The following is a 24971-nucleotide window of genomic DNA, read 5'->3' as shown; positions in this document are numbered from 1 at the left end:
CCACAGTACGTTCTCTGGGGGCTGTTCGCCATTAGCCCCAATCAACGTACGGCCACACCGACGGAGGTCATGGCTTTCAGCCCTTCACCGCTCCCTCCAGAACAACGGACCCGCCTCACGGCGAGACCCAACACCAGCCTCGGCGCTGCCGCACCTCGGCCTGGCACCTGATGGAAGCCCACCGGGCTTCCACCCAAGGGATGATGACACGAGTCATCATCCCTTAACGGCACCTCCTCCGGCCCCGCAACCACGGACCACCCTACGGGCGGACCCAAACCCGGTCTCGGACCCAACAGCCCTCGGCCTGGCACCTGGTGGAAGCCCACCGGGCTTCCACCCAAGGGATGATGACACGAGTCATCATCCCTTAACGGCACCAGCCATAACACCCTTGACGATGTACTTTTGGCAGATGAGGTAGAAGATGATGATGGGGATGATCGCGAGGACCAGGCAGGCCATCATGGCGCCCATGTCGACCGAGCCGTAGCCGCCCTTGAGGTACTGCACGGCGACCGAGATCGTCTTGTACTTGCCGAGGTCGAGGGTCAGGTACGGCAGGAGGTAGTCGTTCCAGATCCACATGGCCTCGAGGATCGCGACGGACACGATCGACGGCTTCATGATCGGCACGACGATCTGGAAGAAGATGCGCGGCACGGACGCGCCGTCGATCATCGCGGACTCCTCCAGCTCGACCGGGATGCCCTTGATCACACCGGTGAAGATGAACACCGCGAGGCCGGCGCCGAAGCCGAGGTACACGATGCACAGGCCCCACGGGGTGTTGAGCTTCAGCATGTCGGCGATCTTGGAGAGCGTGAACATGACCATCTGGAACGGCACGATCATGTTGAACAGGAACAGCGTGTACAGCAACTTGGCGGCCCAGTTGTTGACGCGCACGATCCACCACGCGCACATCGACGTGCACACGAGGATCAGCAACACCGATCCGACGGTGATGAGCAGCGTCCATCCGAAGCTCGCGAAGAAGTCGGTGGTCTCCACGCCGCGCACGTAGTTCTCGAATCCGACGAACGCCTTGCCGGCGGGCAGGGAGAAGGCGTTCTTCGAGATGTACGCCTTCTGCTTGAACGAGTTGATGACCACCAGCACGATCGGGAAGACCCATGCCAGCGAGACGACGGTGAACAGGGCAGTCCAGAGCCCTCCGTGCTTGACCTTGTCGGCGTTCATCAGGCCGCCACCTCCTTGCTTGTCGTGAGCTTGTTCTGGATGAGCGCGATGACCGCCACCAGGATGAAGAACAGGACGGCCTTCGCCTGGCCGACGCCCTCCCAGCCCATGCGGCCGTAGAACGTGCGGGTGATGTTCATCGCGAGGCCCTCGGACATGTTGCTCGGGGCGCCGTTGGTCAGGGCGAGGTTCTGGTCGTAGAGCTTGAAGCCGTTGGTCACGGTCAGGAAGGAGCACACGGTGATCGAGGGCATCATCAGCGGGATGATGATCTTGAACATCGTCTGCGTGCCGCTCGCGCCGTCCACCTGCGCGGCCTCGAGCACGTCCGTGGGCAGGGCCTGCATGCCGGCGATGTAGATGATCATCATGTAGCCGATCTGCTGCCAGCACACGAGGATGACCAAGCCCCAGAAGCCGTACGTGGCGGAGTAGGTCAGGGCGCGCGACCAGTGCGCGAGGATGCCGTTGAGCAACAGCAGCCAGATGTAGCCCAGAATGATGCCGCCGATCAGGTTCGGCATGAAAAACACCGAGCGGAAGATCGTCGACCCCTTGATCGCCTTCGTGAGCATGTACGCGATGAAGAACGCGACCACGTTGATGACGATCGTGGTGACGATCGTGAATGCGGTGGAGAAGCCGAGCGCGTGCAGGAACTCCTTGTCGCCGATCGCCTTGACGTAGTTCTTGAGGCCGACGAACTCGCCGTCGGTCACGGTGGTGAACTCGCAGAAGCTCAGGTAGACGCCCATGATGAAGGGCACCACGAACCCGATGATGAACGCGGCGAACGTGGGTAGCGCGAATAGCGCCCACCACTTCCGTATCGCCTTGCCGGCCATGCTAACCATGATGGATAATCCTCCTCCTTGAGCGCCGCGCACCGCTGCGTGCCACGACTTCCGCCGACTCGCGGCCGGCGAACGAATCCGTTGTTGTAGTGACATCGTAACCGCACGGCGCCGCGATGTCAAACGTTGTCATTTGCGGCGTTTCGCACTCCCCCACCAATCACCCCAGCAATAGTCATTCATCGCTATGTATTGGCTATTTTTTGCGATTTCCCCTATTCTGACCTGTTTTTGCAAACGTTTGTAATGCAATCGTCGTCATCGCGAGTCGACGGTCTGCGCCGTGTAAGCTGGTCGATACGCGGTTTTCCTACGCGGGAAGTCTTTGCAGTAAGCGCAGCAAGCACGCAGTCAACGTACAGCAAGTGCGGCGACCGGGCGTCCGGCGCGATCGGCCGGCACGCTCCGGCGGCCGGCACGCTCCGGCGGCCGGCACGCTCCGGCTGACGTACGGCGCCCCACACATCCGAACGACAAGGTGGTTTCATGAGCAGCAGCATCCAGGACGTCGCCAAGGCGGCGGGCGTCTCCATTTCGACGGTGTCGCGGTCCTTCACGCGGCCCGATCTGGTCTCGGCGAAGACCCGCGAGCGCGTGCTGGCGATGGCCGGCCAGCTCAACTTCTCGCTCTCCCGCTCGGCCGCGGCGCTGAAGTCCGGGCGTGCGCTGCGCGTCGCCGTGCTGATGAGCGGCCATATCCGCCTGTGGTTCACCGCCTCTGTGATCGAAGGGCTGAACGACGTCTTCCACGCGGAGGGCTATGACATCTCGATCTTCCAGATCTCCTCGATCGAGGAACGCCGCGAGTTCTTCGAAATGCTGCCGGTGCGCCGCAACGCGGACGCGGTGATCGTCGTCTCGTTCGACATCGACGACGAGGAGACCAGACAGCTGGCCAGCGTGGACGTGCCGATCATCGGCATCAACACGGCGGAGTCGTCGGCCCACGGGTTCGCGGCGGCGGTCAACATCGACGACGAGCAGGGTTCGACGCTGGCCGCGCGTCACCTGATGAACCTCGGGCATCGTGACATCGCGTACATCAGCACGGACCGCGACATCTCGCTGAGCTTCTCGGTGCGGGGCCGGTTCGACGTGTTCATGGACTGCTGCCGGCGCGAGGGCATCGAGCCGCAGGTCATCGTGTGCAAGGTCGACGCCGACGGACACTACCAGATCGGCGACGTGGTGACGCAGCTGATGAGCCTCGGCACGATGCCGACGGCGATCGCGTGCCAGGAGGACGGCATCGCCCTGCCGCTCATGTTCCAGCTCGAACGCAACGGGCTGTCCGTGCCGGGCGACGTGTCGCTGATCGGCTACGACGACAGCTTCTACACCGCGGACATCGGGCTGACGACGATCCGTCAGGACCCGGTCGAGATGGCCCGCGCGGCCGCCCGCATGACGATGGACCTCATCAACGGGCGCGAGGTGAGGGAGCCGTTGCGCAAGGTGCCGGCACAGCTGGTGGTGCGATCGAGCACCGCGAGCCGGCGCTGAATCGACGGGCCGCCCGGCTCATCAGCCCGGACATGACGATGCCCCGGTGACGGGCCGAGGAGGAGAACGGCCGTCATCGGGGCATCAAGTTAGGAATCAGGATCAGAGACGATCAGTGGGTCGCGGAGTACTCGGAGGCCCAGCCGTCGACGAACGCGGTCTTGACGGCGTTCCAGTCGCCGGTGCCCTGCGCGTACTCGAGCAGCGCCTGACCAAGCTTGTTCTTCCACTCCTCGGACGGCATCATCGTGAAGTTCCAGCTGACCTGCGTCTTGCCGGACTTCTGGTCCTCGACGGCGGCCTCGGTCAGCGGGTTGTCGAACTTGACGTCATCGAAGGTCTTGAACGGGGTGGTGAAGCCCATGTCCTCGGAGAGGGCCTTCTTGCCGGTGTCGGAGGTGATGACCCACTTGAGGAAGTCCTCGGTGGCCTTCTTGTCGGCGTCGGACGCCTTGTCGTTGATGCACCAGTAGTTCTCGGAGCCGGTGGCGAGACCCTGCTTCTCCTCGCCCTTGACGCCGGTGTAGATCGGCATCATGCCCACGGACTCGGCCTTCATGCCGGCCTTCTCGAGATCGGTCCACGCCCAGGTGCCGTTCTGGTAGAAGGCGGCCTCGCCGAGCGCGAACTCGGAGTTGGCGTCATCGCCGGTCTTGGCGCTCAGCTGCGTGCGGTCTGTGGTGGAGTCGGTGATGTACAGGTCGAAGATCTTCTTGTAGTTCGGCAGGTACGTGCCCTTGATCGTGGCCGGCTGCTCGGTGACCTTGTCCTTCTGGAACTCGTAGTAGAGCGGCAGGTTGGCGAGGTGGGTCTTGAAGCGCCAGTCGGAACTGGAGTCGAAGCCGGCGGAGGTGAACGCGCCCTTGATGCCGAGCTCGTCCTTGCGCGCCTGCATGTCGTCGGCGACGGCCTTCAGGGTGTCGAAGTTGTCGATCTCGTCGACGGACTTCGCCTTGGCGCCGTCGAGCGCGAAGTACTTGTTGAGGATGTCCTTGTTGTAGATGATGCCGTAGGTCTCCATCACGTACGGCACGCCGACGACCTTGTCGCCGTCCTTCAGGGCCACGTCCTGGTTGGTGAGCTCCTTGTACACGTCGGTGCCGGACAGGTCGGCGGTGTAGCGCTTCCAGTTCTGGTAGCCGACCGGACCGTTGACCTGGAACAGGGTCGGCGCCTCCGTCTTGGCGATCTCCGACTTCAGGGTCTGCTCGTAGGTGTTGGACGCGGCGGTCTGCACCTTGACCTCGGTGCCGGTCTCCTTGGTGTACTCCTTGGCGAGCGCGGTCCACTGGTCGGCCGCCTCCGGCTTGAAGTTGAGGTAGTAGACCTTGCCCTTGGCGTCGTCACCCGACGTGCTGGAGCCGCACGCGGCGAGCGCTCCGATGGACATTGCTGCGATGGCGACCATGCTGATCGTCGACTTCAGTGTGCGATTCATCATCGAACCTTTCTCTTTCCTTGTTGCTCCTCGGACGGTGTGGCCGACCGGGGTTGGTGGCGTCGGCTTTGGCGCCTCGAAGTTTGTTCCGACGCGATTCATTATGACGCATGTTCGCCGTTTTTGCAAACGATGGCAGAATTCGGGGTGTTTCATTGCGTCAGAAATGACACATCGTCGTTATCTGTCTATAAAACCGCGTGATTCCGGCGATTGTTGTGATCGCTTCTAATGCAAGCGTTCGCAACGATGAGAGCGCTCACATCGATTTTGGTATCAAAAACGATAGGCACGGCGCGTTTGCGCATGATCGCGCGACACGCCGTGCCTATCGTTTGCAGTGCCGGTGATGGCCTAAAGCCAGCCTCTCCCTGTCACTCGGGCAATCGCGATACGGTCGCTAGCAGTTCCAGCGCTCGATGACGTTGTCGCCCTTGTAGCGGCTCAGGATCGAGTAATGGGCCGTGTCGAGGCGCAGGAGCCTCGCGAAGTGCGGGTCGACGCCGAGCCACTGGGAGGTCAGGATGCGCAGGATGTGCGCGTGGGCGACGAGCAGCACGTTGTGGCCGGCCTCGAGCAGCGGCGTCACCTCCTCGATCGCGCCGCGCGCGCGGGTCGCGGCCTCGTCGACCGTCTCGCCGGGGCCGGCGTGCACCGGCACCGTCACGCCGCTCGGCAGCGTTTCGTCCCAATCGCCCTGCAGCGATTCGGGCAGCGACTGCGGGCCGTCGCGCCACACGTCCCACTGGAAGCCGCTCGCCTCGCACACCTGCTTGCGCGTGCGGCCCTCGGCCCCGCCGTAATCCCACTCAGCGATGCCGTCCAGCACGCCGTGATCGGGGAATCCCGCCAATTCCGCGGTCTGCCGCGCGCGGATCAGCGGACTCGAGAAGACGCATCCCGCGTCGAATCCGCCGGGAAACGCGGCGCGCAGCCTCTCGCCTGCCGCGCGCGCCTGTTCGCGGCCGACCTCGGTCAGGGGGATGTCCGTGCGTCCGGTGTGCTGGCCCGATTCGCTCCATGCGGTCTGTCCATGACGCAGCAGCACCAGGAAACCGGCCCCGCCGCGGGCGTCGACGGCCACAGTGCCGTCAGTAGTGTGTTCGCTCATGACTCCCACTCTAGCCCGTGAACGCTCCCGGCTCCACCGCGGTTCGTCGAGTCGCCATAACATCCACCACCCACTTTGCGCCCCGTTAGCCAATACTCGGCTCCCCTTGTCAGGGGAGCTGGCCCGCGCAGCGGGACTGAGGGGTAGTTCAAGGCAGCGAAACTTACTGGTATCACCTCACGCCTGAGTGTGCGCGGTGCGGCAGGCGAGACACTAGACTGGACGCTATGAGCGAGACGCTGAACGATGAGACGCACGGCACCGGCACGGGGGACTCCACCGGCGGGACCTCCGGCACCGGCCGGCACGCCGCCGCCCACGCCGCCCGCACAGGTGCCGACGCCGGCTCCGACTACTCCTCGGCCGACGAGGCCATCGAGGCATTGCACCGCATCGACGAAAAGGTGAACGACATGCGCGAACGCAGACTGAACGACCCCGATTCGCTGGGCGACAAACTCTTCAAGTGGGCGTTCCCGTCCGTGGTCGGCCTCGTGGCCGGCAAGGCGTTCCAGATGCTTTGGGATCGGGGAACCAGCAAACGCAACCTCGCGCGCGGGCTCGCCGCCGACGCGCCGCAGGGATTCGTCTCCAGCCTCGTCTTCGCCGCCGTCTCGGCCGCGTTCGGCGCGATCGTCTCGCAGCTGTCCGACCGGGGATCGAAGGCGTTCGTCGACCACCGCCATCAGCGCAAGGCCCGCAAGTCCGGCAGGTGATCCGACATCCCTTCATCCTCCACCCATTCCATGATCACGACATTCAAGGTAGGCACCCGCACCAGCCGTCTGGCCATGCGCCAGACCGAGCTCGTCATCGGGATGCTGCGCGCCCATGCGCCCGGCGTCGAATTTCAGGTGGTGCCGATCGTCACACAGGGCGATCGCGACCGCACGTCCAGCCTGCACGTCATCGGCGGCAAGGGCGTGTTCGTCAAGGAGATCGAACGTGAACTCGAGGACGGCACCATCGACTTCGCCGCGCACAGTCTCAAGGACGTGCAACCGCAGCTGCCGGAGGGTCTGACGATCGGCTGCACACCGGTACGCGATTCGCCGTTCGATTGCCTGATTGGCCCGGAGCCGTTGCGCTCGATCAGCGACCTGCCGGCCGGCGCGCGAGTGGGCACGAACAGCCAGCGGCGTCAGGCGCAGCTGCTGCATCTGCGCCCGGATCTCGAGATCGTGCCGATCCGAGGCAACATCGACACCCGCATCCGCAAGATCGCGACGGAACATCTCGACGCGATCGTCCTCGCCGAAGCCGGGCTCAATCGCCTCGAACCGGACACGACCGGACTCCATCGACTTTCGCTGCGCAACGTGCTGCTGCCGGCCGCGGGGCAGGGTGCGATGGCGGTCGAGTGCCGCGCCGATGACGAGACGACGCGGGAACTGCTCGCACGGATCGATGATGCGCCGACACGCGAGGCGGTGACGCTCGAGCGCGGGTTCATGCGCGCGATCGGCGGCAACTGCACACTGCCCATCGGCGCGTACGCACGACGGACACCACAGACACCACAGACACCACGGACGCCATTGCATGACGTGTCGGAACATCCCACAGCTTCGACGGATGGCCGTGCCGTGTCAGGAACCACAGGCGCTCCCCTGACCCTCGACGCGATGGTCGCCACGCCCGACGGCTCGCGCGTCTACCGCGCCACGGCTACAGCCGCAGCCACCGAGTCGACCGCCGGCCATGCCGTCGAGATGGTCATCGGAGCGACTGACGGAACCGCCACCCAGCGTACCGGTACCGCGCCCGAGGAGCTCATCGCCTCCGTCATCCGCGACCTGCACTCCGCAGGCTCCCCGCTATAGCCCAGTTTCCAACCACCCGCCTCTCCCCTTCCCCCGACTCGCCCCACCCGGGTTGAGCCGGTTATCGAATTTTGGAATAGCCAAAACCGAGCGATAGTGATCGGAGATGCACGTTCGGCGATCGGCAACGGGTACAGTTGAGATATGGGCGCGCTGGGGGCGTATGACCGCGCTCATACCCGTGCATGGAGAGATCAACACCAAATCAGAGGGGGTAGGGGGAAGTATGTCATCACATCATGATGTGCGCCGTAACGCGGTGCGGCACATCGCAACCGGCGCGATCGCGGCGTTGCTGATCACGGGACTCGCGGCGTGCGGCGGGACGACGAACGGCGCGGGATCGGGCGCGTCCGGTGCGGGGGCCGGCGATACGACGGGTTCGTCGGAGGCCACCGGACAGGCCTCCGCCATCACCGTCGGCACGACCGACAAGGTCGTCAGCCTCGACCCGGCAGGCATCTCCGAACTCGGTTCGATCCAGACCGCGTATCAGATCTACGCGCCGCTGTTCGCACAACATGACGGCAAGGCCGACATCGTGCCGAATCTCGCGGCGGACAACGGCACCTGGAACGCGGACGGCACGCAGTTCACCGTCAAGCTCAAGTCGAGTCTCAAATTCACCAACGGCCACGCCCTGACCAGCAGCGACGTGAAGTTCAGTATCGACCGCATCAAGGAGATCAACTCCGAGAACGGTCCGGTGTCGGTGTTCGCGAACATCACCGACGTGGACGCGCCCGACCCGACCACCGTCGTCTTCACGACCTCGGTGAAGGACGACGTGACGCTGAAGCCGGTGCTCAGCATGACCGCCTCCGGCATCGTCGACGAGCAAGCGTATCCGAAGGACAAGCTCGCCACCGACGACGAGGTCGTCAAGGACAACGGGTTCAGCGGCGCCTACTCGCTCAGGGAATACAAGAGCAACGACCACGCGCTGTTCGTGCGCAACGCCGACTATCAGGGCATCGAACCGGCGCACAACAAGCAGGTGACGACCCGCTACTACGCGGATTCGTCGAACCTCAAACTGGCCGTGCAGCAGGGCGACGTGGACGTGGCGTACCGTTCGCTCACCCCCACGGACATCACCGATCTGAAGAAGAACGACAAGCTCAAGGTCGTCACCGGCAACGGCGGCGGCGGACGCTATCTCGTATTCAACCTGCGCACCCAGCCGTTCGGGTCGAAGCAGGCCGACGCCAACGCGGACAAGGCGAAGGCGGTGCGTCAGGCGGTCGCGGATCTGGTCGACCGCTCGGCGCTCGCGACGAACGTGTATCAGGGCACGTACAAGCCCCTGTACTCGTTCATCCCCGCGGGACAGGCCGGGTTCGTCGACACGCTCACCGGCGCGTACGGCGACGGATCGGGCAAGCCGGACGTCGACAAGGCGCGCAAGACACTGGCCGATGCTGGCGTCACGACGCCGGTCAAACTCAACATCCAGTACAACACGGACCATTACGGACCGTCGTCCGCCGACGAGTACGCGGCGATCAAGACGCAGCTGGAGGACGGCGGACTGTTCTCCGTGAACGTGCAGCAGACCGAATGGGTGCAGTATTCGAAGCAGCGTGTCGTCACCGACTCGCAGGACGGCGACTTCCCCGCCTATCAGATCGGCTGGGCGCCCGATTACCCGGATCCGTCCGACTATCTGACGCCGTACTTCGCCCCGGACGGATTCGTGAGCAACGGGTACGAGAACCCCCAGGTGGCCTCGCTGCTCAAGGCGCAGGCCGGTCAGACCGACGAATCGCAGCGACTCGACACGATCAAGCAGGTGCAGCAGGTGGCGGCGAAGGATCTGCCGATCCTGCCGCTGCTGCAGAGCGTGTCCCAGTCGGTGACCGGCGGCGACATCAGCGGCGTGGTGATGGACACGAACTTCGTGCTGCGCTACCCGTCGCTCGAGCGGAAGTGACCTGATCCGATCCGGTTGATCACTCCTCGCCGGCGAGCAGATCCGGCAGGACGCCCGCCAGACGCTGCTTGACGCGGCGCACCAGCGCCGGGTCGACGCCCTTGCTGGAGACGGTCACGATCAGCTTGCCCTGCTCGATGACCGCCACGTTGAAGAAGTCCGATTCCTGCGGGTCGGCGGTGTTGTTGACCAGCTGGCCGGGCTTGGCGTCCGCCACCACCTGGTGGTTCACGGCCGGATCGTCGGTGCAGGCGATGACCACGCGGGCGTCGGCCAGATCGCCGGTCTCGTAGTCCTTGGCCTGCCAGGCGATCTCGCCATTCTTCGCGCGATCGGCGAGCGCCTCGTCCAGCTCCGGACTGATTACCGTGACCTTCGCGCCGGCGTTGAGCAGGTGCGTGACCTTGCGGGTCGCGACCCTGCCGCCGCCGATCACGACGGCCGGCTCGCCGGCGACGCGCAGGTCGACCGGGTACGGGCTCGTACCCGGAGCGGTGAGCGGCTCGTCCTCGTCGTTGGCCGCGTTGGCCGCATTGGCCGCGTTCATGGTTGCGTTATCGTTCGCGTTCGCAGTAGTCATTGTTCCCACACTCGTTTCGTTTGTATATCGATACATCCCACAACGATTCCCAAGTGTAGTCACGCGTCGCCGTGGCGATTACGCATAGCAACCTCTCCCCCAGTCAGCTTCGCTGACAGCCCCCTCGGCCGGAGGTAACGGCGATTTACGCGTCGAGGAGGGAGGCGACTCCGCCTACGACGATGAGGGCGGGGGCACCGAGTCCGGCCTCCTCCACCTGTCGCTCGATGGTCGCGAGGTCGCCGCCCACGGCGCGCTGGTCCGCGCGCGTGGCCCACTGGATCACGGCGACCGGCGTCGTGTCCGGCATGCCGTTAGCGACGAGATTCTCGACGATGCGTCCCAGCGACTCCATGCCCATCAGGAACACGAGCGTGCCCTCCATGTGGGCGATGTTGTTCCAGTCAAGTTCATGCCCCTCGCGCTTGCGATGTCCGGCGATCACGTGGAAGCTCGACGCGTAATCGCGATGCGTGACCGGGATGCCGACCGCCGCCGGGCCGGCGATCGCGCTGGTGATGCCGGGCACGACCTCCACCTCGACGCCCTGCGACTTGAGGTATTCGCGCTCCTCACCGCCGCGGCCGAACACGAACGGATCGCCCGACTTGAGCCGAACCACGCGCTTGCCCTCCTTGGCGAGACGCGCGAGCAGATCGTTGATCTCGCGCTGCTTGACCGGGTGATGATGCGCGGACTTGCCCACGTCGATGCGCTGCGCGTCGGGTCTGGCAAGATCGAGCAGTTCGGGGTTAACGAGGCGGTCGTAGACGATCACGTCGGCCTTCTCGATGCGGTCCTTGCCGCGCAGGGTCAGCAGGTCCACGCTGCCCGGGCCGGCCCCCACCAACGACACCAATCCATCGCTCATCGCCTTGTACCCCTTCTTTCCGTCGTGTCCAGTCGTGTCTGGGCGGGCTCATGCGCCATCCGTCTCACCGATCGCCGTATGCGACATATATCGACGCATCCGCAAACGTATCATCATCATTGTGCATGACTCATCGGCATCGGGATCGATCCTGCTCACCATCGAACAACGGCGGGTCGATCGGGAACAGCAGCGTCGACTGGCGGCCGCCTCGGCCGCGGCACCCGTGTACTGTCCGCTCAAGGAACTGCGCGCCGTGGATCCGGGCGACGCCGGCCTGCGCGCGATCCGCGATGCGGACGTCATCGTGATCACCAGCGGTTTCGCGCTGAGCACCTACCTAGCCCACCCCGAGTGGCTCGATGCCGTACTCCGCTCCCCCACGCTGCTTCTGCTGAGCGCCCGTATGGCCGCAGTCGCGCAATCAGCCGGCACCGCCACCACGAAGGTGACCATCCTCACTCCGCCGGAGGAGAACCAGCGTGGAGTCGCAGCGCTGCTCGCCGGGATGCGCTACCGGCATGCGGTGCATCTGTGCGGTTCGCTGTCCGTGGCGCACAGCGCGCTGCCGGATGACGTTGAGCGAGTGCAGATCTATGAGAATTATTGGGATGACGAATGCGAATCACGTGCATGCGAAGCGATCGACACGGCGCTTACGCATGGGCCGAATCGCACCGAGGACGCCGATGATCCCGGCAACGCAAGGCAGCCGGACCATAACCGCCGCATCAACCGGATCCTCGTGACGAGCCCCTCAGCCTACCGCCGGCTGCGGTCCATCATGCAGCGGATTCCGCAGTGTTTTACGGTGAATCCCGTGTACTACACGCTCGGCCCGAGCACCACCGCAGCGATCGAAGCCGACGGAGGCTTGGCAGTGTCTCCCGGTTCGCGTGACAATGTCCTCCAGACGGCCATCGAACGCCTGCTTGTGGACTAGAGCATGCCCCAAGAACGGGCGTATTCGACGTGGACGATGAAGTCGTCGGCGGTGAAACCGGCGTCGGCGAGCTCCTGATCGAGACGTTCGAAGGGTTCGCCATCGCGTTCGGCACGGATGCCGTGCTGTGTGATCGACACCTGCCAGTCGTCGGAGCCGCTGACGCGGCGCAACGTGGCGAGCACCGCCTGCGCGCGGGCCAGTCGGGCCGAGCGCAGGCGTAGATCCTCGGCGGCGTCCTCCAACGTGACGCCGGTGCGGCGCAGCGTCCAGTTCGCGAACGGGATGTCGACGATCACATGCCACACGACGGGCAGACCGGAATCGGAGGTGGTGCCGGAGGTATCGGCCTCGCGCGGACGCGCAAGCAGATCAGTGAAGGACATGTGGGCTCCTTACGGGATTTGGAAGATGTGGAAACGGCACCGGGGCCTGTCCGGAAGAATCCGGAGAAGCTCCCGGTGCCGTTTGGTTGGTTGGTTGATTGAGGCCGAACGTCAGGCGGCGACGGAGATGGTGGACCAGAAGCCGGGCAGCAGCACTGCGGACAGGATGAAGCCGAGGATGATGTTGACCACGGCGCCGATGCTGAAGGCGGCGATCGGCTTCCAGCCGAGCGAGGACAGCTGCTTGAATCGGGTCGTCAGGCCGATGGAGAGGAACGTGAACGTGAACGCCCACGTACGCAGCTCCTTGACCGGCGCGATCAGATCGTTGCTGATGCTCGCGGAGGAGCCCGCACCGGCTGTGGCGATGACGATGGTCAGGAAGATCGAGGCGACGAAGAAGCCGATGACGAACTTCGGGAAGCGGTGCCAGATCTGGGAGACGTCGAGCTTCTGCTTGGGCAGCGCGTTCACGTCCTTGCCGGCGGCCTTGGCCTCGGCAACGCGGTCCTGACGATCCCAGTACGTGATGGCGATGAACGCCAGGATCAGGCACCACACGCCGATGAAGATGTCACGGCCGACGACCTTCATCAGGGTGAAGGCCGCGATGCCCTGCTCGCCGAAGCTGGAGGCGGCGGTCACGCCGGCCGCGTCGGCGAACTCGGAGGTGCCGATCCACGCGCCGGCCACGCCGTCGGGCAGGCCGAACGCCTTGGACAGGCCCGTGAGCAGGAAGATGGAGATGATCGCCCAGACCACGACGATGGAGATCACCGCGGAGACGTGCTCCTTGCGGCTCTTGACGGCGGAACCGACCGCGATGCCGGCGGACACGCCGCAGATCGAGCCGCCCGCGCCGAGCGTCGCGGCGAATCGCTTGTCGAGGCCGAAGCCCTTCGAGGCGACGAAGTAGATGACGAGGAACGTGGAGACGGCGATGAACGTGGCCTGCAGGAACGCGACCGGGCCGGCGGACAGGATCGTGGTGAACGGCAGCGTGGCGCCGAGCAGGACGATGCCGACCTTCACGTATAGCTCGGTGCGCAGCGCGCCACCGAAGAAGCCTTCCGCGTTGACGATGTTGCCGATGATCAGGCCGATGACCAGCGCGACGAGCGGCACCTCGAGGTTGTACGAGGAGGCGAACTTCGAGGTGCTGAACACGTTGACCGCGAAGCTCAGGATGAACAGCGCGAGGAATCCGCCGAGGAAGGCGGAGACCTTGAGCTTGAGGAAGTAGGCGGCGAGTCCGAAGACCACCGCGAACAGGGCGAACAGCAGGACGATGTTCGGCCAGCGTCCCGCGAGGCCGGCCGCATGCGTGGTGACGCCGTTCTTGGTCACGTCGCCGCCGCCGAACAGGAACGACCAGGTTCCCCAGCCCGGGATCTTCGCCGCGAACAGGTTGAGCGAGCTGCCCGCCGCCCACAGCACGAAGCCGAGCACGACGATGCCGAGGCCGATGAACACGGCCCACCAGTCCTCGCTGCCGAGGATCCTGTTGCCTTCGGAGGCGGCCGGAACGGCTTCCTTCACTTTGCTTTTCTGCGTTTGCTGCGTCGCCGCCGCTGCGGCGGTCGACGGTACGGTTGATGCGGTCACGAGATGCTTCCCCTCTGCTTTTTCGAATGGTGATTGCCACGGCACCTGCCCGTCAGCCGGCTGGGTTCGCCGACCGCCCCCGTATCGGTTCCGGATGTCCCCCGACATCCCTCTCACATGGTTCCGATGCGCTTGACTGCGCCGTGTTGATTTGATTCTAAGCGGGCGATTCCGGCATCGGCAAGCTCGCCATTACAGCAAAAACGGGCATGTCGCTATCGAAGGAATCAATAGCGGCATGCCCGCATGTCAGAAATAACTGGATATTCACTCGATAATCTGTCGAGTGAATTGTAAAACCATTATTACTGCTCACCGGACTACCCCTCAGACCTACTTCGTAGGCCAGCTCCCCTGACAAGGGGAGCCGAATATAAGTCAGTTGGCGGCGAAGAACTCCTGGTAGATCGAATCCTTGGCGGTGTTGAACGCCTCGCCGATGCGCTGACGCGGCCAGCCCAAGTCAACGTGCTCGACGCGCTTGATCTCGCCAGGATGCGGCTTCATCACGACCACGGTCTGCCCCAGATACACGGCCTCATCGATATCGTGGGTGACGATCACCATCGTGATGTGCTCGCTCTGCCAGATGCGCAGCAGCTGGTCCTGCAGTTTGATCTTGGTGATCGCGTCCAGAGCGCCGAACGGCTCGTCGAGCAGCAGGATCTTCGGCCGGTTGGCGAGCGCACGCGCGATGGCGACGCGCTGCGACATGCCGCCGGACAGCTGCTTGGGTAGCGCGTCCTCGAAGCCGGTCAGTCCCACCAGATCGATGTTCGACTGGATCAGCGCGTCGTCCTTCTTGTGTTCGGGCGGCAGGGCGAAGCGGATGTTCTCTCGCACCGACAGCCATGGCAGGAGGCGATGATCCTGGAACACGAAGCCCTTGTCGCGTCCCGGTCCGGGGATCGGCTCGCCGTCCATCAGGGCCTCGCCGTCGTAGTCGGTGTCGAGTCCGCCGATGATGCGCAGCAGCGTGGATTTGCCGCAGCCGGACGGTCCGATGATCGACGTGAATCCGCCTCTCGGGAAGTTGAGCGTCACGTCGTGCAGCGCCTCCACGTCACCGTTGTCGGTGTGGAACACCTTGGTGAGGTGGCGGATGTCGATGATGTCGTCAGTCATACACGCTCACAGCCACTTGACGATGCGTCGACGCTGCCATTCGACGACGTCGTCCATGAGCTTGCCGATCACGCCGATGAGGAGCATGGCGAGGATCACCACGTCCGGGCGGGACATCGAACGGCCGTCGGAAAGCATGAAGCCCACGCCGGAGGTCGCGCCGATCATCTCGGCGGCGACCACGCAGATCCACGCGCCGGACAGGCCGAGGCGGATGCCGGTGAGGATCTGCGGCAGGGCCGCGGGGATCACCACCTGACGGATGAACCGCCACTTCGGGATCTCGTACACCTCTCCCAGTTCGAAGTATCGCTTGTCGATGCCCTTGATGCCGTCGACGATGTTGACGAACATCGGGAAGAACGCGCCGATGAAGATGATGTAGATCTTCGAGTTCTCGCCGATGCCGAACCACAGGATCGCCAGCGGGATCCACGCGATGCCCGGAATCGGGCGCAGAACCTGCATGACCAGGTCGATGAAGCGCTCGAACCTGCGAGAGATGCCGGCGGCGACGCCCAGTACGGCGGCCGCGGCGAGCGCCACGAGGAATCCTTCGAGGACGCGCGTGAAGCTCACCAGAATGTTGATGAGCAGTTCGCCGTCGGTGGCGTATTCGACCGCGGCGGCGACGATCTGCTGGGGAGTGACCATGGAGTAGGACTGCGTCTGACCGGCCGAGCCGTACAGCGACCACAGGGCCACGATGGCGACGGGCAGCACCAAGTACAGCAGCCATCCCGAGATGCCGGTCAGTCCGAGCGTCGACGCCTTGCGTCGTCTGCGAACGGCCGTCTTTGCGGCCGTCCCGACGGCCCCGGTCTGTGCCGTCTTGCCGCTCACGACCTCACCGACGGCGTTCGGACGCGCCGGACGCTCGGAACGTCCGCGCACCCATGCCGGCAGCCCGGCGATTACCTTCTCCACCATTGCACTTCCACCTTTCGTTCATTGCGATCTGTTGACTACCCCTCAGTCCCGCTTCGCGGGGAGGAGAGCAGTCAGTTCTGATAGCTGGTGTCGATCAGTTTGTCGACGTCGACCTCGGACTTGAGGATGCCGTTCTTCCAGGCGAAGTCCTCGACCTGCTTGATCGCGTCGATGTCCGCGGATTCGAGCTTGGTCGTGAACGTCAGACGGGTCCAGATCTTCTTGAGCTGGTCGGCGCTCACGCCGAAGTCCTTGGAGACCGCGGCGGCGGCCTTGTCCGGATCCTTGTTGATGAGGTCGGCGCCACGCTGGACGGCGCGGTTGTACGCCTTGACCACCTCGGGATGCTGCTTGGCGTAGTCGGTGGTGAAGTACGTGATCATGTTGCCGCGCTTGATGCCGGTGCCGTCCGCCAGCACGCGGGCCGTGCCGTCATCCTCGAGCTTGGTGATGTACTGCTCCCAGATGACGATCGCGTCGACGCTCTTGTTCTGCAGGGCGGCGACCTGATCGTCGGCCGACAGGTTCGCGGAGGTGACGTCGTTGAGGGTCAGACCGTCCTTGCTCAGCAGCAGGGCGAGCAGGTGCTCGGCGTAGGATCCGACGGCGTATCCGACCTTCTTCCCCTTGAGGTCGGCGACCGTCTTGATCGGCGAATCCTTCGGCACCAGCACGGCCAGCGCCTTCTCGCCGTAGGCCACGTTGGAGACGATGCTGATGTCCTGGCCGGTCGACTTGGCGATGATCGCCGGCAGGTCGGCCATGTAGCCGACGTCCGCGTTGCCGGCGGCGACCGCCTCGTTGACCAGCGGGCCGCTCTTGAACGAATCCCACGTGAAGCTGGCCTTGGCCTTGGCGAGCTCCTCCTTCAGATACCCCTCTTCGTAGGCGACCCAGATGTCGGAATACAGCGGGTACGGCTGTGCGGCGATGCGCACGGTCGTGGTGCTGCCGCTGTTGCTGCCCTTCGACTTGTCGTTCGCGTTGGCGATCAGCGCGCTCGGACTCGAGCAGGCGGCCAGCGTCATGACCAGAGCGACCGCCGTGGCCGCCGCTTTGATGACCCTGCCTGCCAGCGATGATCTCGTGGATGCGTTCATTCCCCTTGTTCCCCCGATATGTGTTTATGTGTTGTGTTCGAGCCGTGACGGCTCACGATTGTTCTGAAAATGTGGATTACGCCGCGGTCAAATCCCAACCTGACCACGCGTAGCCTCCAGTATCGCGCATCCGCAATGCCACGACGGGCCAAAACCGGGATATTGACTAGACCTAAAATCTTGAACCCCTTATCAGCCCTTGGAATCCGGCCGATTACGAACGATTACGAACGATTACGACGGTCGCGCCCATGCCTCACTTCGAGACCTTGTACCGGTATCCCGGATGGGTGGGCTTGAGATAATCGCCTGCGCCGAACAGCTTGTTGCGCAGCGTGCCGGGCGCGTAGTCGGTCTGGTAGACGCCGCGCTCCTGCAGGATCGGCACCACGTAGTCGATGATGTCCTCGAACGTGCCCGGATTGGTCACGTAGGCGAGATTGAAGCCGTCCACGTCGGTGAGGTCGACGATGCGCTGCAGCTCGTCGGCCACCTGCTCGCCGGAGCCGACCACTACCGGGCTGTTGCCGCCGATGGCGCGCCTGATGGCGATGTCGCGCACCGTCCATCGCTTGCCGTCGTCGCCGGTCACCTTCTGCATGTTCGCGGCGGTCGACTGAATGGCGTTCGATTCGATGTCGTCCAGCGGCTGGTCGAGATCGTACTTCGACAGGTCGGTGCCGATCCAGCCCGAGTACAGCGTCAGCGCGCCCTCGGTGGAGGCGTACCGCTCGTAATCGTGGTACTTGTCCCACGCCTCCTGCTCGGTGTTGGCGGTGATCGCGGTGAGCATCATGAAGATGCGCGCATCGTATCGGCCGCGTCCGGCGGCCTCGAGCGAATCGCGGATCTGCCTGACGGTCGGGGCGACCAGTTCCGGCGTCGGACCGGTCACGAAGATCGCCTCGGCGTTCTCGGCGGCGAAGCGGATGCCGCGCGGCGATCCGCCCGCCTGGAAGATGACCGGCGTACGCTGCGGCGACGGTTCGCACAGGTGGATGCCGGGCACGTCGAAGAACTCGCCGTGATGGTTGATCGGATGCACCTTCGCCGGGTCGGCGTACACGTCGTGGGCCTTGTCCCTGACGACGGCGTCATCCTCCCACGAACCCTCCCAGAGCTTGTAGAGCACTTCGATGTACTCGTCGGCGTAGTCGTAGCGCTTGTCGTGCGGAATGTCCTGCTGGCCCATGTTGCGCAGGGCGGAGGGCAGATATCCGGTCACCACGTTCCAGCCGACGCGGCCGTTCGTGATGTGATCGAGCGAGCTCATGCGCCGGGCGAACGTGTACGGGTGCTCGTAGAAGACGCCGGCGGTCACGCCGAATCCCAGATCGTGCGTGGCGGCCGCCATCGCGGAGACCAGCGTGGTCGGATCGTTGATCGGTAGCTGGGAGGCGGTGCGCAGCGCGGAATCCACGTTGCCGCCGTACACGTCGAAATAGCCGACCAGATCGGCGATGAACATCGCGTCGAACCTGCCCCGCTCGAACAGTCGGGCCAGTTCGATCCAGTGATCGAGCTTGGTGTAGTCCGCCGAGCGATCGCCCGGATAGCGCCACATGCCCGAGGACTGGTGCCCCACGCAGTCCTTGACGAAGCCGTTGAAATGAATCTGACGTGCGGAGTCCCCCACCTGTTGCCACCTTTCGTGTGAACGTATGATCGCGTGCGCGTGATCGCGCCGATGAACGGCCGTCTTCCCCGATCCGCCGCCATGACTCATGACGGCTCGCGGCCGATATCCCATTATGACGTCAGCGGCATCGCGCGGCACGGCGGCCCCCTATAGACGCTGCTTATCGCCGATTATCAACGGCATGTCTTCTTCCCCGGTCTCTCCCCCAGTCAGCCTTCGGCTGCCAGCCCCCTCGTCAGAGGGGGCCGTGCGCGCCTTATGATGCGCCATAGCATTTGGCTATAGCGTTCCTGACGCGATACCGCCTGTCGGCCCTCGAATCCCCCATAGAATGGCCGGTAATCACCGCAATCGGGGGTTTCAACGCGGTGAGACATCACATGTCATCAGGGGGAATACACACATATGAGCACGACCGTTCTCTCGCCGCAGGAAACGCGCATCCAGGAGCAGATCGAGAACAAGCAGGCGACGCCCGCCCATCACACGCGAGCCAACGACATTCTGGCGCGAATCCGCGCGCAGAAGCCACACGTCGACGTCGAACGAGGACTGCTGTTCACCGAAAGCTTCCGCCGGACCGAGGGCGAGCCGCTGGTGCTGCGCTGGGCGAAGGCGCTGTACCACTACGCCGAGAAGGCCACCGTGTACGTCGACAAGGACCAGCTGATCGTCGGACGCGGCGGCGGCGAGGGCCGTTACGGACTGCTCTACCCGGAACTCGACGGCGATACGCTCGACCTCGCCATCAAGAAGCTGCCCACGCGCGAAAGCTCGCCGTTCGACATCGCACCGGAGGACGCGAAGACCATCATCGAGGACATCGCCCCGTACTGGAAGGGCAAGACCTTCCACGAGGACCTCGCCAAGGCGCTCGGCCCGGAGACGATGAAGCTCACCTACAATCCGGACGAGGCGCTGACCTCCCGCTACGTGGTCAACGAGACCGCATCGTTCCGCTCCAGCCTGCAGTGGGTCCACGACTACGAGATCGTCCTGAAGCGCGGCTTCGGCGGACTGCGCGAGGAGGCCGAGCAGCGTCTGGCCGAACTCGACGAGTTCTCCCCGATCGACAACTGCGAGAAGCGACCGTTCCTCGAGGCGGAGATCCTCACCGCCAACGCCATCATCCTGTGGGCCAACCGTCACGCCGACGAGGCCGAACGCCAGGCCGCCGAGGAGGGCGATCCGAAGCGCGCCGCCGAACTGCAGCGCATCGCCGAAACCTGCCGCTGGGTGCCCGAGCACCCGGCACGCACCTTCTACGAGGCGATGCAGAGCCAGTGGTTCACGCAGCTGTTCAGCCGCATCGAGCAGAAGACCGGCACGATCATCTCCAACGGCCGCATGGACCAGTACCTCTACCCGTTCTACAAGGCCGACAAGGAGGCGGGACGCATCACCGCCGACGAGGCGCAGGAGTTGTTCGAATGCATGTGGGTCGACATGGCCCAGTACATCGACCTGTATCTGTCCGACGCGGGCGGCGCGTTCAACGAGGGCTACGCCCACTGGGAGGCCGTCACCATCGGAGGCCAGACCCCCGAAGGCTACGACGCGACCAACGAGCTGACGTACATCCTGCTCAAGTCGAAGCGCGAGTTCCCGCTCAACTACCCGGATCTCGCGGCGCGCATCCACACGCGTTCGCCGAAGCGCTACCTGCGCGAGGTGGCCCTGACCATCAAGAGCGGCGAGGGCTTCCCGAAGCTGCTCAACGACGAGGACGTGGTGCCGCTGCTGCTGAGCAAGGGCGCGAAGTTCGACGAGGCGCTCGACTACTCCGTGTCCGGCTGCGCCGAATGCCGCATGCCGAACCGCGACACCTACACCAGCCCGAACGCGTACATCAACTTCGCGGCCGCACTGGAGATGGTGATGTACAACGGCCGCATGCTCAAGTACGGCGATGAGGTGCTCGGTCTGGAGACCGGCGAGTTCGAGGACTTCCAGAGCTTCGACGACCTGTTCGCCGCGTTCCTCAGGCAGCAGAACAACCTGCTCAAGCACGCGTTCATCCAGCAGCACGAGATCATCCGCCTGCGCGCCGAGCACTTCGCCACCCCGCTGGGGTCGATGCTGCAGAAGTTGTGCCGCGAATCGTGCATCGACCTGCATCAGCCGAAGATCCCCGGCGGCATCGACCTGGGATACTTGGAGTACATGGGCTTCGCCACGGTGATCGATTCGCTCGCCGCCATCAAGAAGCTCGTGTTCGAGGAGCACGTGATCAGCCTGCACGAGCTCAAGGAGGCGTGCGAGCACGACTTCGAAGGCTACGAGGTGATCCGCCAGCTGCTGCGCAACGCCCCCGCCTACGGCAACGACGACCCGTACGCCGACGAGATCGGCAAGGTCCTCGATCGCACCGCGCAGGAGTTCACCGCCAAGTACTCCCAGCAGATCGGCGTGCACATGGACATCCGTCTGGTGCCGTTCACCAGTCACGTGCCCTTCGGCAAGGTGGTGTCCGCCACGCCGGACGGACGCCGCGCGTTCACGCCGCTGTCCGACGGATCGTCCGCCGCGCAGGGCGCCGACCACGAGGGTCCGACCGCGATCCTGCTGTCGAACTACCTGACCAAGAACTTCGATCACAACGAGCACGCCGGCCGACTGCTCAACATCAAGCTCTCCCCGGGCTGCGTGGCGGGCCGTGAGGGCACCGAGAAGCTGGTCGAGTTCATCGAGACGTGGCGCGATCTGAAGCTGTGGCACGTGCAGTTCAACGTGATGAACAACGAGACGTTGCGCGAGGCGCAGAAGCACCCCGAGCTGTACCGCAACTTGATCGTGCGCATCGCCGGCTACTCGGCGTTCTTCACCGAACTGTCCAAGGACCTGCAGGACGAGCTCATCTCCCGCAACGAGCAGGAGGCGTTCTAGTGGCCCGTCTTGCACTTGTTTGAGTGGTATCGGCCCCCTCTGACGAGGGGGCTGGCCGATTCACATACATCCGCAAACGCCACATACCCGCATACATCACCCGCATACACAAGTCTGGTCCCACCATGCAGCACGCACTCACCGAACGCATCCTCGCAGACCGTGAGGCCTCGCTCCGCCCCACCGGCGAATGGCGGCGTCTGGCCCCGAAGGACTCGGCGATGGTGTTCAACATCCAGCACTATTCGCTGCATGACGGCCCCGGCATCCGCACGATCGTCTTTCTCAAGGGATGCCCGCTGCGATGCCCCTGGTGCAGCAATCCGGAATCACAGCGATTCGGCCCGGAGGTCAGCTTCGTGGCCGACAAGTGCATCGCCTCGATGGGCTGCGACCGCTGCGCATTGGCGTGCCCGTCGGCGGTGCGTCGAGTTGACGGCGACGGTAGCGACGGTCGGAATGATGCCGTTCACGGCAATGCCACAGGCAGCAACGCGACCGCATCTTCAATCGACATCTCCTTTGATCGCGCCGTGCTCGACCAGCTCGATCTCAACGAGGTCACCCGTTTCGCCAAGGCGTGCCCGTCGAAGGCGATCACGCTTGAGGGCAAGCCGATGCAGGTCGACGAGATCCTCGACATCGTCGAACGCGACGAGGTCTTCTTCGACCGTTCCGGTGGCGGTCTCACGGTCTCCGGCGGCGAGCCGCTCGCGCACCGGACGTTCCTGACGAACCTGCTCGCGGGCGCGCACGAACGCGGCATCACCACCGCCATCGAAACCTGCGGATACGCGCCGTACGCCTCGTTGGCGAGCGCCGCCGAACACCTCGACTACGTGCTGTTCGACATCAAGTCGATGGATTCGGCGGTTCATCGCGAATGGACCGGGTACGGTAACGAGCGCATCCTCGACAATTTCACTCGACTGTGCGCCGATCATCCCGATCTGCCGAAACTGGTGCGCACGCCGATCATTCCGGGGTTCAACGATTCGCTTGAGGATATCGAGGCGATCGTCGACTTCCTGCATGGGCTCGGCGGCCGCGAGGCGAACATCACCTACCAGCCGTTGCACTATCACCGATTCGGCGAGGGCAAGTACCACGCTCTGGGCCGTGACTATCCGATGGGAGACATCAAGCTCGACGACGCCCTGTTCAACGAGATCCGCGACATGGTCCTCGCCTCCGGCCTGGCCGCCGACGCCCTCTACAAGGATTCCGACTACTTCTCCGACTCCGACTCCGACTCCGACTCCGAGAAGTAGTAACTTCTCCCCACCCACTTATCCGTCAGGCTCCGACCCCCATTCATAGGTCATCCGCCGGGTCTCGCCCCTCGTTCACCAGTCACCCACCAGGTCTCGGCCTTCCAACTCCATTTCATCCACCGGGTTTCTCCATCCGAAACCCAGTTCCCTCAACCACCGTACGCTGAGCAACCACAGGCGTACGTTGCCGGTGGCCATCCCGACCGAATCACCCGTATTCGTACGCCTACGACGCGGCAGCATACGAAAACGGGTGATCATCCGCCGATACCCCCAATCCCCGTACACTGACCCCCACTCAGCGTACGCAAACGGAGGCCTATCCCGTTTTATAACTTTTTATAAGTATTATATCTTTTATAAGTTGCGTGAATTCAGGATCAATGACGGGAGCGCATATGGCCAATCCGTTCAAGCCCACTGCGGGAATGACTCCGCCTGTGCTGGTTGGCAGGACCGATGACATCGAGGACTTCTCCTACGCACTGGATGATGGCGTAGGAGCTCCCGGCCGTCTCATGTATCTGACCGGCGCACGAGGAGTCGGCAAAACCGTGATGCTGAATGCTCTCGGCGATATCGCCCGGAAGCGCGATTGGCTCGTCATCGACGAGACCGCCGAGGCGGGATTCATCAATCGTCTCATCGACGCATTGCATGAAGACGACAAATCGCACCTGAGCTCACTGACCATGCCTACCGCCTCGATATCCATTCCAGGCGCTCCGATTTCGGCATCAGTGAATCTGGGTGGAGCGCAATTCGCTCCACCCGCCGAGCGCACACTTGATTTTCGCAGGGCGATGTCGGCAAAGCTCGACAAGTTGGAGAGAAAACATCGCGGCATTCTCATCACCCTTGACGAGGTACAGGCGTCCAGCATCGCCGAAATCAGGTCGCTGGCCACCGCCGTGCAGCATCTCATCCGGGAACAGCGCAATATCGCCTTCATCTTTGCCGGGCTGCCATCAATGGTGGAGAACGTCATCAATGATGACGTCCTGACGTTCCTACGTCGTGCGGAACGCAAGCATCTGGGCGACGTCCCACTCGACGCGGTGCGTCAGGCGTTTGCCGACACCGTCACCGCCAATGGCAAGCATGCCGATGACGAAGTGCTGTCGATGCTCGCACGCGCCACCAATGGGTATCCGTTCATGATTCAGTTGGTTGGCTATTGGGCATGGCGCGCATCGGAAACCGGACCTACGGCCGATGCCGGAGAGATCACCGTCGATGCCGCCGAGCGAGGGATCGCCCAGGCGAAACTCAAACTCGGCGATATGGTGCATGGCCCCGCCATCGACGGCTTGTCGGCCATGGCACGCGCCTACCTGCTCGCCATGGCCCAGGACGACGGTCCGTCCGCAACCAGTGTCATAGCCAAACGACTGGAACGCGATCAGATCTACGCGAACGTCTACCGCACACAGCTCATCAAGGAGGACATCATCTATCAGTCCTCCTACGGGCATGTGGATTTCAAACTGCCCTATCTGCGCGACTACCTGCGCGAGCACGGCGCCTTCCACCAGATGCGCCGCACCATCGCAGGACTCACGGACTGACGGCAACCTATGTACGTGGTCTACCATCCCTAGTATCTCGCGCCGTAAATTCGTTTATCCCATTCTCGGCTCCCTTTGTCAGGATGCTGCCGTAGAGCAAACAGCAAGCTGTTTGTAGGCAGCATGCGAGCCGACAGGCAAGCCAGCAAAGCGCGCGTATAACGGTCATTATTTGCTGGACGAACTGGCCCGCGAAGCG

At 63.8% G+C, this 24971-nt stretch carries 20 protein-coding genes; 8 read left to right on the top strand and 12 right to left on the bottom strand.

Features of this window, described 5'->3' with window-relative positions; translation table 11 throughout:
• Positions 1-363: 363 nt before the first annotated feature.
• Both EMB92_RS09225 and EMB92_RS09220 read right to left on the bottom strand, forming a co-directional pair.
• Complete coding sequence (locus EMB92_RS09225) at positions 364-1203, bottom strand: carbohydrate ABC transporter permease (RefSeq protein ID WP_043166062.1); 840 nt, start codon at positions 1201-1203, stop codon at positions 364-366.
• Positions 1203-2057, bottom strand: a complete 855-nt coding sequence (locus EMB92_RS09220) for a carbohydrate ABC transporter permease (protein WP_150394649.1) — start codon at positions 2055-2057, stop codon at positions 1203-1205. Before EMB92_RS09220 ends, EMB92_RS09225 begins: the two co-directional genes overlap by 1 nt.
• A gap of 486 nt (positions 2058-2543) precedes the next feature.
• Here EMB92_RS09220 and EMB92_RS09215 point away from each other — a divergent pair, with 486 nt between their 5' ends.
• The gene (locus EMB92_RS09215) at positions 2544-3560 is read left to right on the top strand and encodes a LacI family DNA-binding transcriptional regulator (protein ID WP_150394648.1); all 1017 of its coding nucleotides are present in this window, start codon (positions 2544-2546) and stop codon (positions 3558-3560) included.
• A 112-nt stretch (positions 3561-3672) separates the two neighbouring features.
• On the opposite strand, the gene EMB92_RS09210 is transcribed toward EMB92_RS09215, so the two are convergent.
• Both EMB92_RS09210 and EMB92_RS09205 read right to left on the bottom strand, forming a co-directional pair.
• The gene (locus EMB92_RS09210) at positions 3673-5001 is read right to left on the bottom strand and encodes an ABC transporter substrate-binding protein (RefSeq protein ID WP_150394647.1); all 1329 of its coding nucleotides are present in this window, start codon (positions 4999-5001) and stop codon (positions 3673-3675) included.
• A 397-nt stretch (positions 5002-5398) separates the two neighbouring features.
• On the bottom strand, positions 5399-6109 hold the full coding sequence (locus EMB92_RS09205; protein WP_043166055.1) for a histidine phosphatase family protein: 711 nt from the start codon (positions 6107-6109) through the stop codon (positions 5399-5401).
• A 227-nt stretch (positions 6110-6336) separates the two neighbouring features.
• On the opposite strand from EMB92_RS09205, the gene EMB92_RS09200 reads away from it, so the two are divergent.
• From EMB92_RS09200 to EMB92_RS09190, 3 genes are all read left to right on the top strand, one after another.
• Positions 6337-6825, top strand: a complete 489-nt coding sequence (locus EMB92_RS09200) for a DUF4235 domain-containing protein (RefSeq protein ID WP_150394646.1) — start codon at positions 6337-6339, stop codon at positions 6823-6825.
• 30 nt (positions 6826-6855) lie between these two features.
• Positions 6856-7932 (top strand): hydroxymethylbilane synthase, encoded by a 1077-nt coding sequence (gene hemC / locus EMB92_RS09195; RefSeq protein WP_150394645.1) that lies wholly within the window; start codon positions 6856-6858, stop codon positions 7930-7932.
• A gap of 226 nt (positions 7933-8158) precedes the next feature.
• Positions 8159-9865 carry an ABC transporter substrate-binding protein gene (locus tag EMB92_RS09190; RefSeq protein ID WP_150394644.1) on the top strand — a complete coding sequence of 569 codons (1707 nt, stop codon included), beginning with the start codon at positions 8159-8161 and terminating at the stop codon, positions 9863-9865.
• Between the two features lie 19 nt (positions 9866-9884).
• Here the strand turns inward: EMB92_RS09190 and EMB92_RS09185 are convergent, their stop codons facing one another.
• Both EMB92_RS09185 and cobA read right to left on the bottom strand, forming a co-directional pair.
• Complete coding sequence (locus EMB92_RS09185; RefSeq protein ID WP_223847672.1) at positions 9885-10445, bottom strand: precorrin-2 dehydrogenase/sirohydrochlorin ferrochelatase family protein; 561 nt, start codon at positions 10443-10445, stop codon at positions 9885-9887.
• Positions 10446-10590: 145 nt separating this feature from the next.
• A complete protein-coding gene (gene cobA, locus EMB92_RS09180) occupies positions 10591-11316 on the bottom strand; it encodes a uroporphyrinogen-III C-methyltransferase (protein WP_150394643.1) in 726 nt (241 codons plus the stop codon).
• A gap of 121 nt (positions 11317-11437) precedes the next feature.
• Between cobA and EMB92_RS09175 the strand changes: the two genes are divergently transcribed.
• A complete protein-coding gene (locus EMB92_RS09175; RefSeq protein WP_190973641.1) occupies positions 11438-12259 on the top strand; it encodes a uroporphyrinogen-III synthase in 822 nt (273 codons plus the stop codon).
• On the opposite strand, the gene EMB92_RS09170 is transcribed toward EMB92_RS09175, so the two are convergent.
• The 6 genes from EMB92_RS09170 to EMB92_RS09145 form a co-directional block, all read right to left on the bottom strand.
• Positions 12256-12645, bottom strand: a complete 390-nt coding sequence (locus EMB92_RS09170; protein WP_150394641.1) for a hypothetical protein — start codon at positions 12643-12645, stop codon at positions 12256-12258. The genes EMB92_RS09175 and EMB92_RS09170 overlap by 4 nt on opposite strands.
• Before the next feature lie 111 nt (positions 12646-12756).
• On the bottom strand, positions 12757-14250 hold the full coding sequence (locus tag EMB92_RS09165; protein WP_223847671.1) for a YeiH family protein: 1494 nt from the start codon (positions 14248-14250) through the stop codon (positions 12757-12759).
• A 378-nt stretch (positions 14251-14628) separates the two neighbouring features.
• Positions 14629-15375, bottom strand: coding sequence for an ABC transporter ATP-binding protein (locus tag EMB92_RS09160; RefSeq protein WP_150394639.1), 747 nt, complete (start codon positions 15373-15375; stop codon positions 14629-14631).
• 6 nt (positions 15376-15381) lie between these two features.
• Complete coding sequence (locus EMB92_RS09155) at positions 15382-16305, bottom strand: ABC transporter permease (protein WP_150394638.1); 924 nt, start codon at positions 16303-16305, stop codon at positions 15382-15384.
• A 71-nt stretch (positions 16306-16376) separates the two neighbouring features.
• Positions 16377-17405: an aliphatic sulfonate ABC transporter substrate-binding protein gene (locus EMB92_RS09150; protein WP_150394637.1), complete on the bottom strand. Its 1029-nt coding sequence runs from the start codon at positions 17403-17405 to the stop codon at positions 16377-16379.
• Between the two features lie 256 nt (positions 17406-17661).
• On the bottom strand, positions 17662-19041 hold the full coding sequence (locus EMB92_RS09145; RefSeq protein WP_223847670.1) for an LLM class flavin-dependent oxidoreductase: 1380 nt from the start codon (positions 19039-19041) through the stop codon (positions 17662-17664).
• Between the two features lie 408 nt (positions 19042-19449).
• Between EMB92_RS09145 and hpsG the strand changes: the two genes are divergently transcribed.
• The 3 genes from hpsG (at position 19450) to EMB92_RS09130 (ending at position 24772) form a co-directional block, all read left to right on the top strand.
• Positions 19450-21930, top strand: coding sequence for a (2S)-3-sulfopropanediol dehydratase (hpsG, locus tag EMB92_RS09140; RefSeq protein WP_150394635.1), 2481 nt, complete (start codon positions 19450-19452; stop codon positions 21928-21930).
• Positions 21931-22055: 125 nt separating this feature from the next.
• A complete protein-coding gene (locus tag EMB92_RS09135) occupies positions 22056-23201 on the top strand; it encodes a glycyl-radical enzyme activating protein (RefSeq protein WP_223847669.1) in 1146 nt (381 codons plus the stop codon).
• A gap of 401 nt (positions 23202-23602) precedes the next feature.
• Positions 23603-24772, top strand: coding sequence for an ATP-binding protein (locus EMB92_RS09130; RefSeq protein WP_150394634.1), 1170 nt, complete (start codon positions 23603-23605; stop codon positions 24770-24772).
• Positions 24773-24971: the final 199 nt, after the last annotated feature.

It is taken from the genome of Bifidobacterium callitrichos (assembly GCF_008698085.1).
Taxonomy (GTDB): domain Bacteria; phylum Actinomycetota; class Actinomycetes; order Actinomycetales; family Bifidobacteriaceae; genus Bifidobacterium; species Bifidobacterium callitrichos.
This window is presented reverse-complemented; position numbering and strand designations above follow the sequence as displayed.

Bases quoted from the DNA above. Each gene is read 5' to 3' on its own strand.
- hpsG (WP_150394635.1), top strand. From the start codon at position 19,450: ATGAGCACGACCGTTCTCTCGCCGCAGGAAACGCGCATCCAGGAGCAG.
- EMB92_RS09205 (WP_043166055.1), bottom strand. From the start codon at position 6,109: ATGAGCGAACACACTACTGACGGCACTGTGGCCGTCGACGCCCGCGGC.
- EMB92_RS09160 (WP_150394639.1), bottom strand. From the start codon at position 15,375: ATGACTGACGACATCATCGACATCCGCCACCTCACCAAGGTGTTCCAC.
- EMB92_RS09135 (WP_223847669.1), top strand. From the start codon at position 22,056: ATGCAGCACGCACTCACCGAACGCATCCTCGCAGACCGTGAGGCCTCG.
- EMB92_RS09170 (WP_150394641.1), bottom strand. From the start codon at position 12,645: ATGTCCTTCACTGATCTGCTTGCGCGTCCGCGCGAGGCCGATACCTCC.
- EMB92_RS09220 (WP_150394649.1), bottom strand. From the start codon at position 2,057: ATGGTTAGCATGGCCGGCAAGGCGATACGGAAGTGGTGGGCGCTATTC.
- EMB92_RS09185 (WP_223847672.1), bottom strand. From the start codon at position 10,445: ATGACTACTGCGAACGCGAACGATAACGCAACCATGAACGCGGCCAAT.
- hemC (WP_150394645.1), top strand. From the start codon at position 6,856: ATGATCACGACATTCAAGGTAGGCACCCGCACCAGCCGTCTGGCCATG.
- EMB92_RS09215 (WP_150394648.1), top strand. From the start codon at position 2,544: ATGAGCAGCAGCATCCAGGACGTCGCCAAGGCGGCGGGCGTCTCCATT.
- EMB92_RS09225 (WP_043166062.1), bottom strand. From the start codon at position 1,203: ATGAACGCCGACAAGGTCAAGCACGGAGGGCTCTGGACTGCCCTGTTC.
- EMB92_RS09150 (WP_150394637.1), bottom strand. From the start codon at position 17,405: ATGAACGCATCCACGAGATCATCGCTGGCAGGCAGGGTCATCAAAGCG.
- EMB92_RS09190 (WP_150394644.1), top strand. From the start codon at position 8,159: ATGTCATCACATCATGATGTGCGCCGTAACGCGGTGCGGCACATCGCA.
- cobA (WP_150394643.1), bottom strand. From the start codon at position 11,316: ATGAGCGATGGATTGGTGTCGTTGGTGGGGGCCGGCCCGGGCAGCGTG.
- EMB92_RS09200 (WP_150394646.1), top strand. From the start codon at position 6,337: ATGAGCGAGACGCTGAACGATGAGACGCACGGCACCGGCACGGGGGAC.
- EMB92_RS09155 (WP_150394638.1), bottom strand. From the start codon at position 16,305: ATGGTGGAGAAGGTAATCGCCGGGCTGCCGGCATGGGTGCGCGGACGT.
- EMB92_RS09130 (WP_150394634.1), top strand. From the start codon at position 23,603: ATGGCCAATCCGTTCAAGCCCACTGCGGGAATGACTCCGCCTGTGCTG.
- EMB92_RS09210 (WP_150394647.1), bottom strand. From the start codon at position 5,001: ATGATGAATCGCACACTGAAGTCGACGATCAGCATGGTCGCCATCGCA.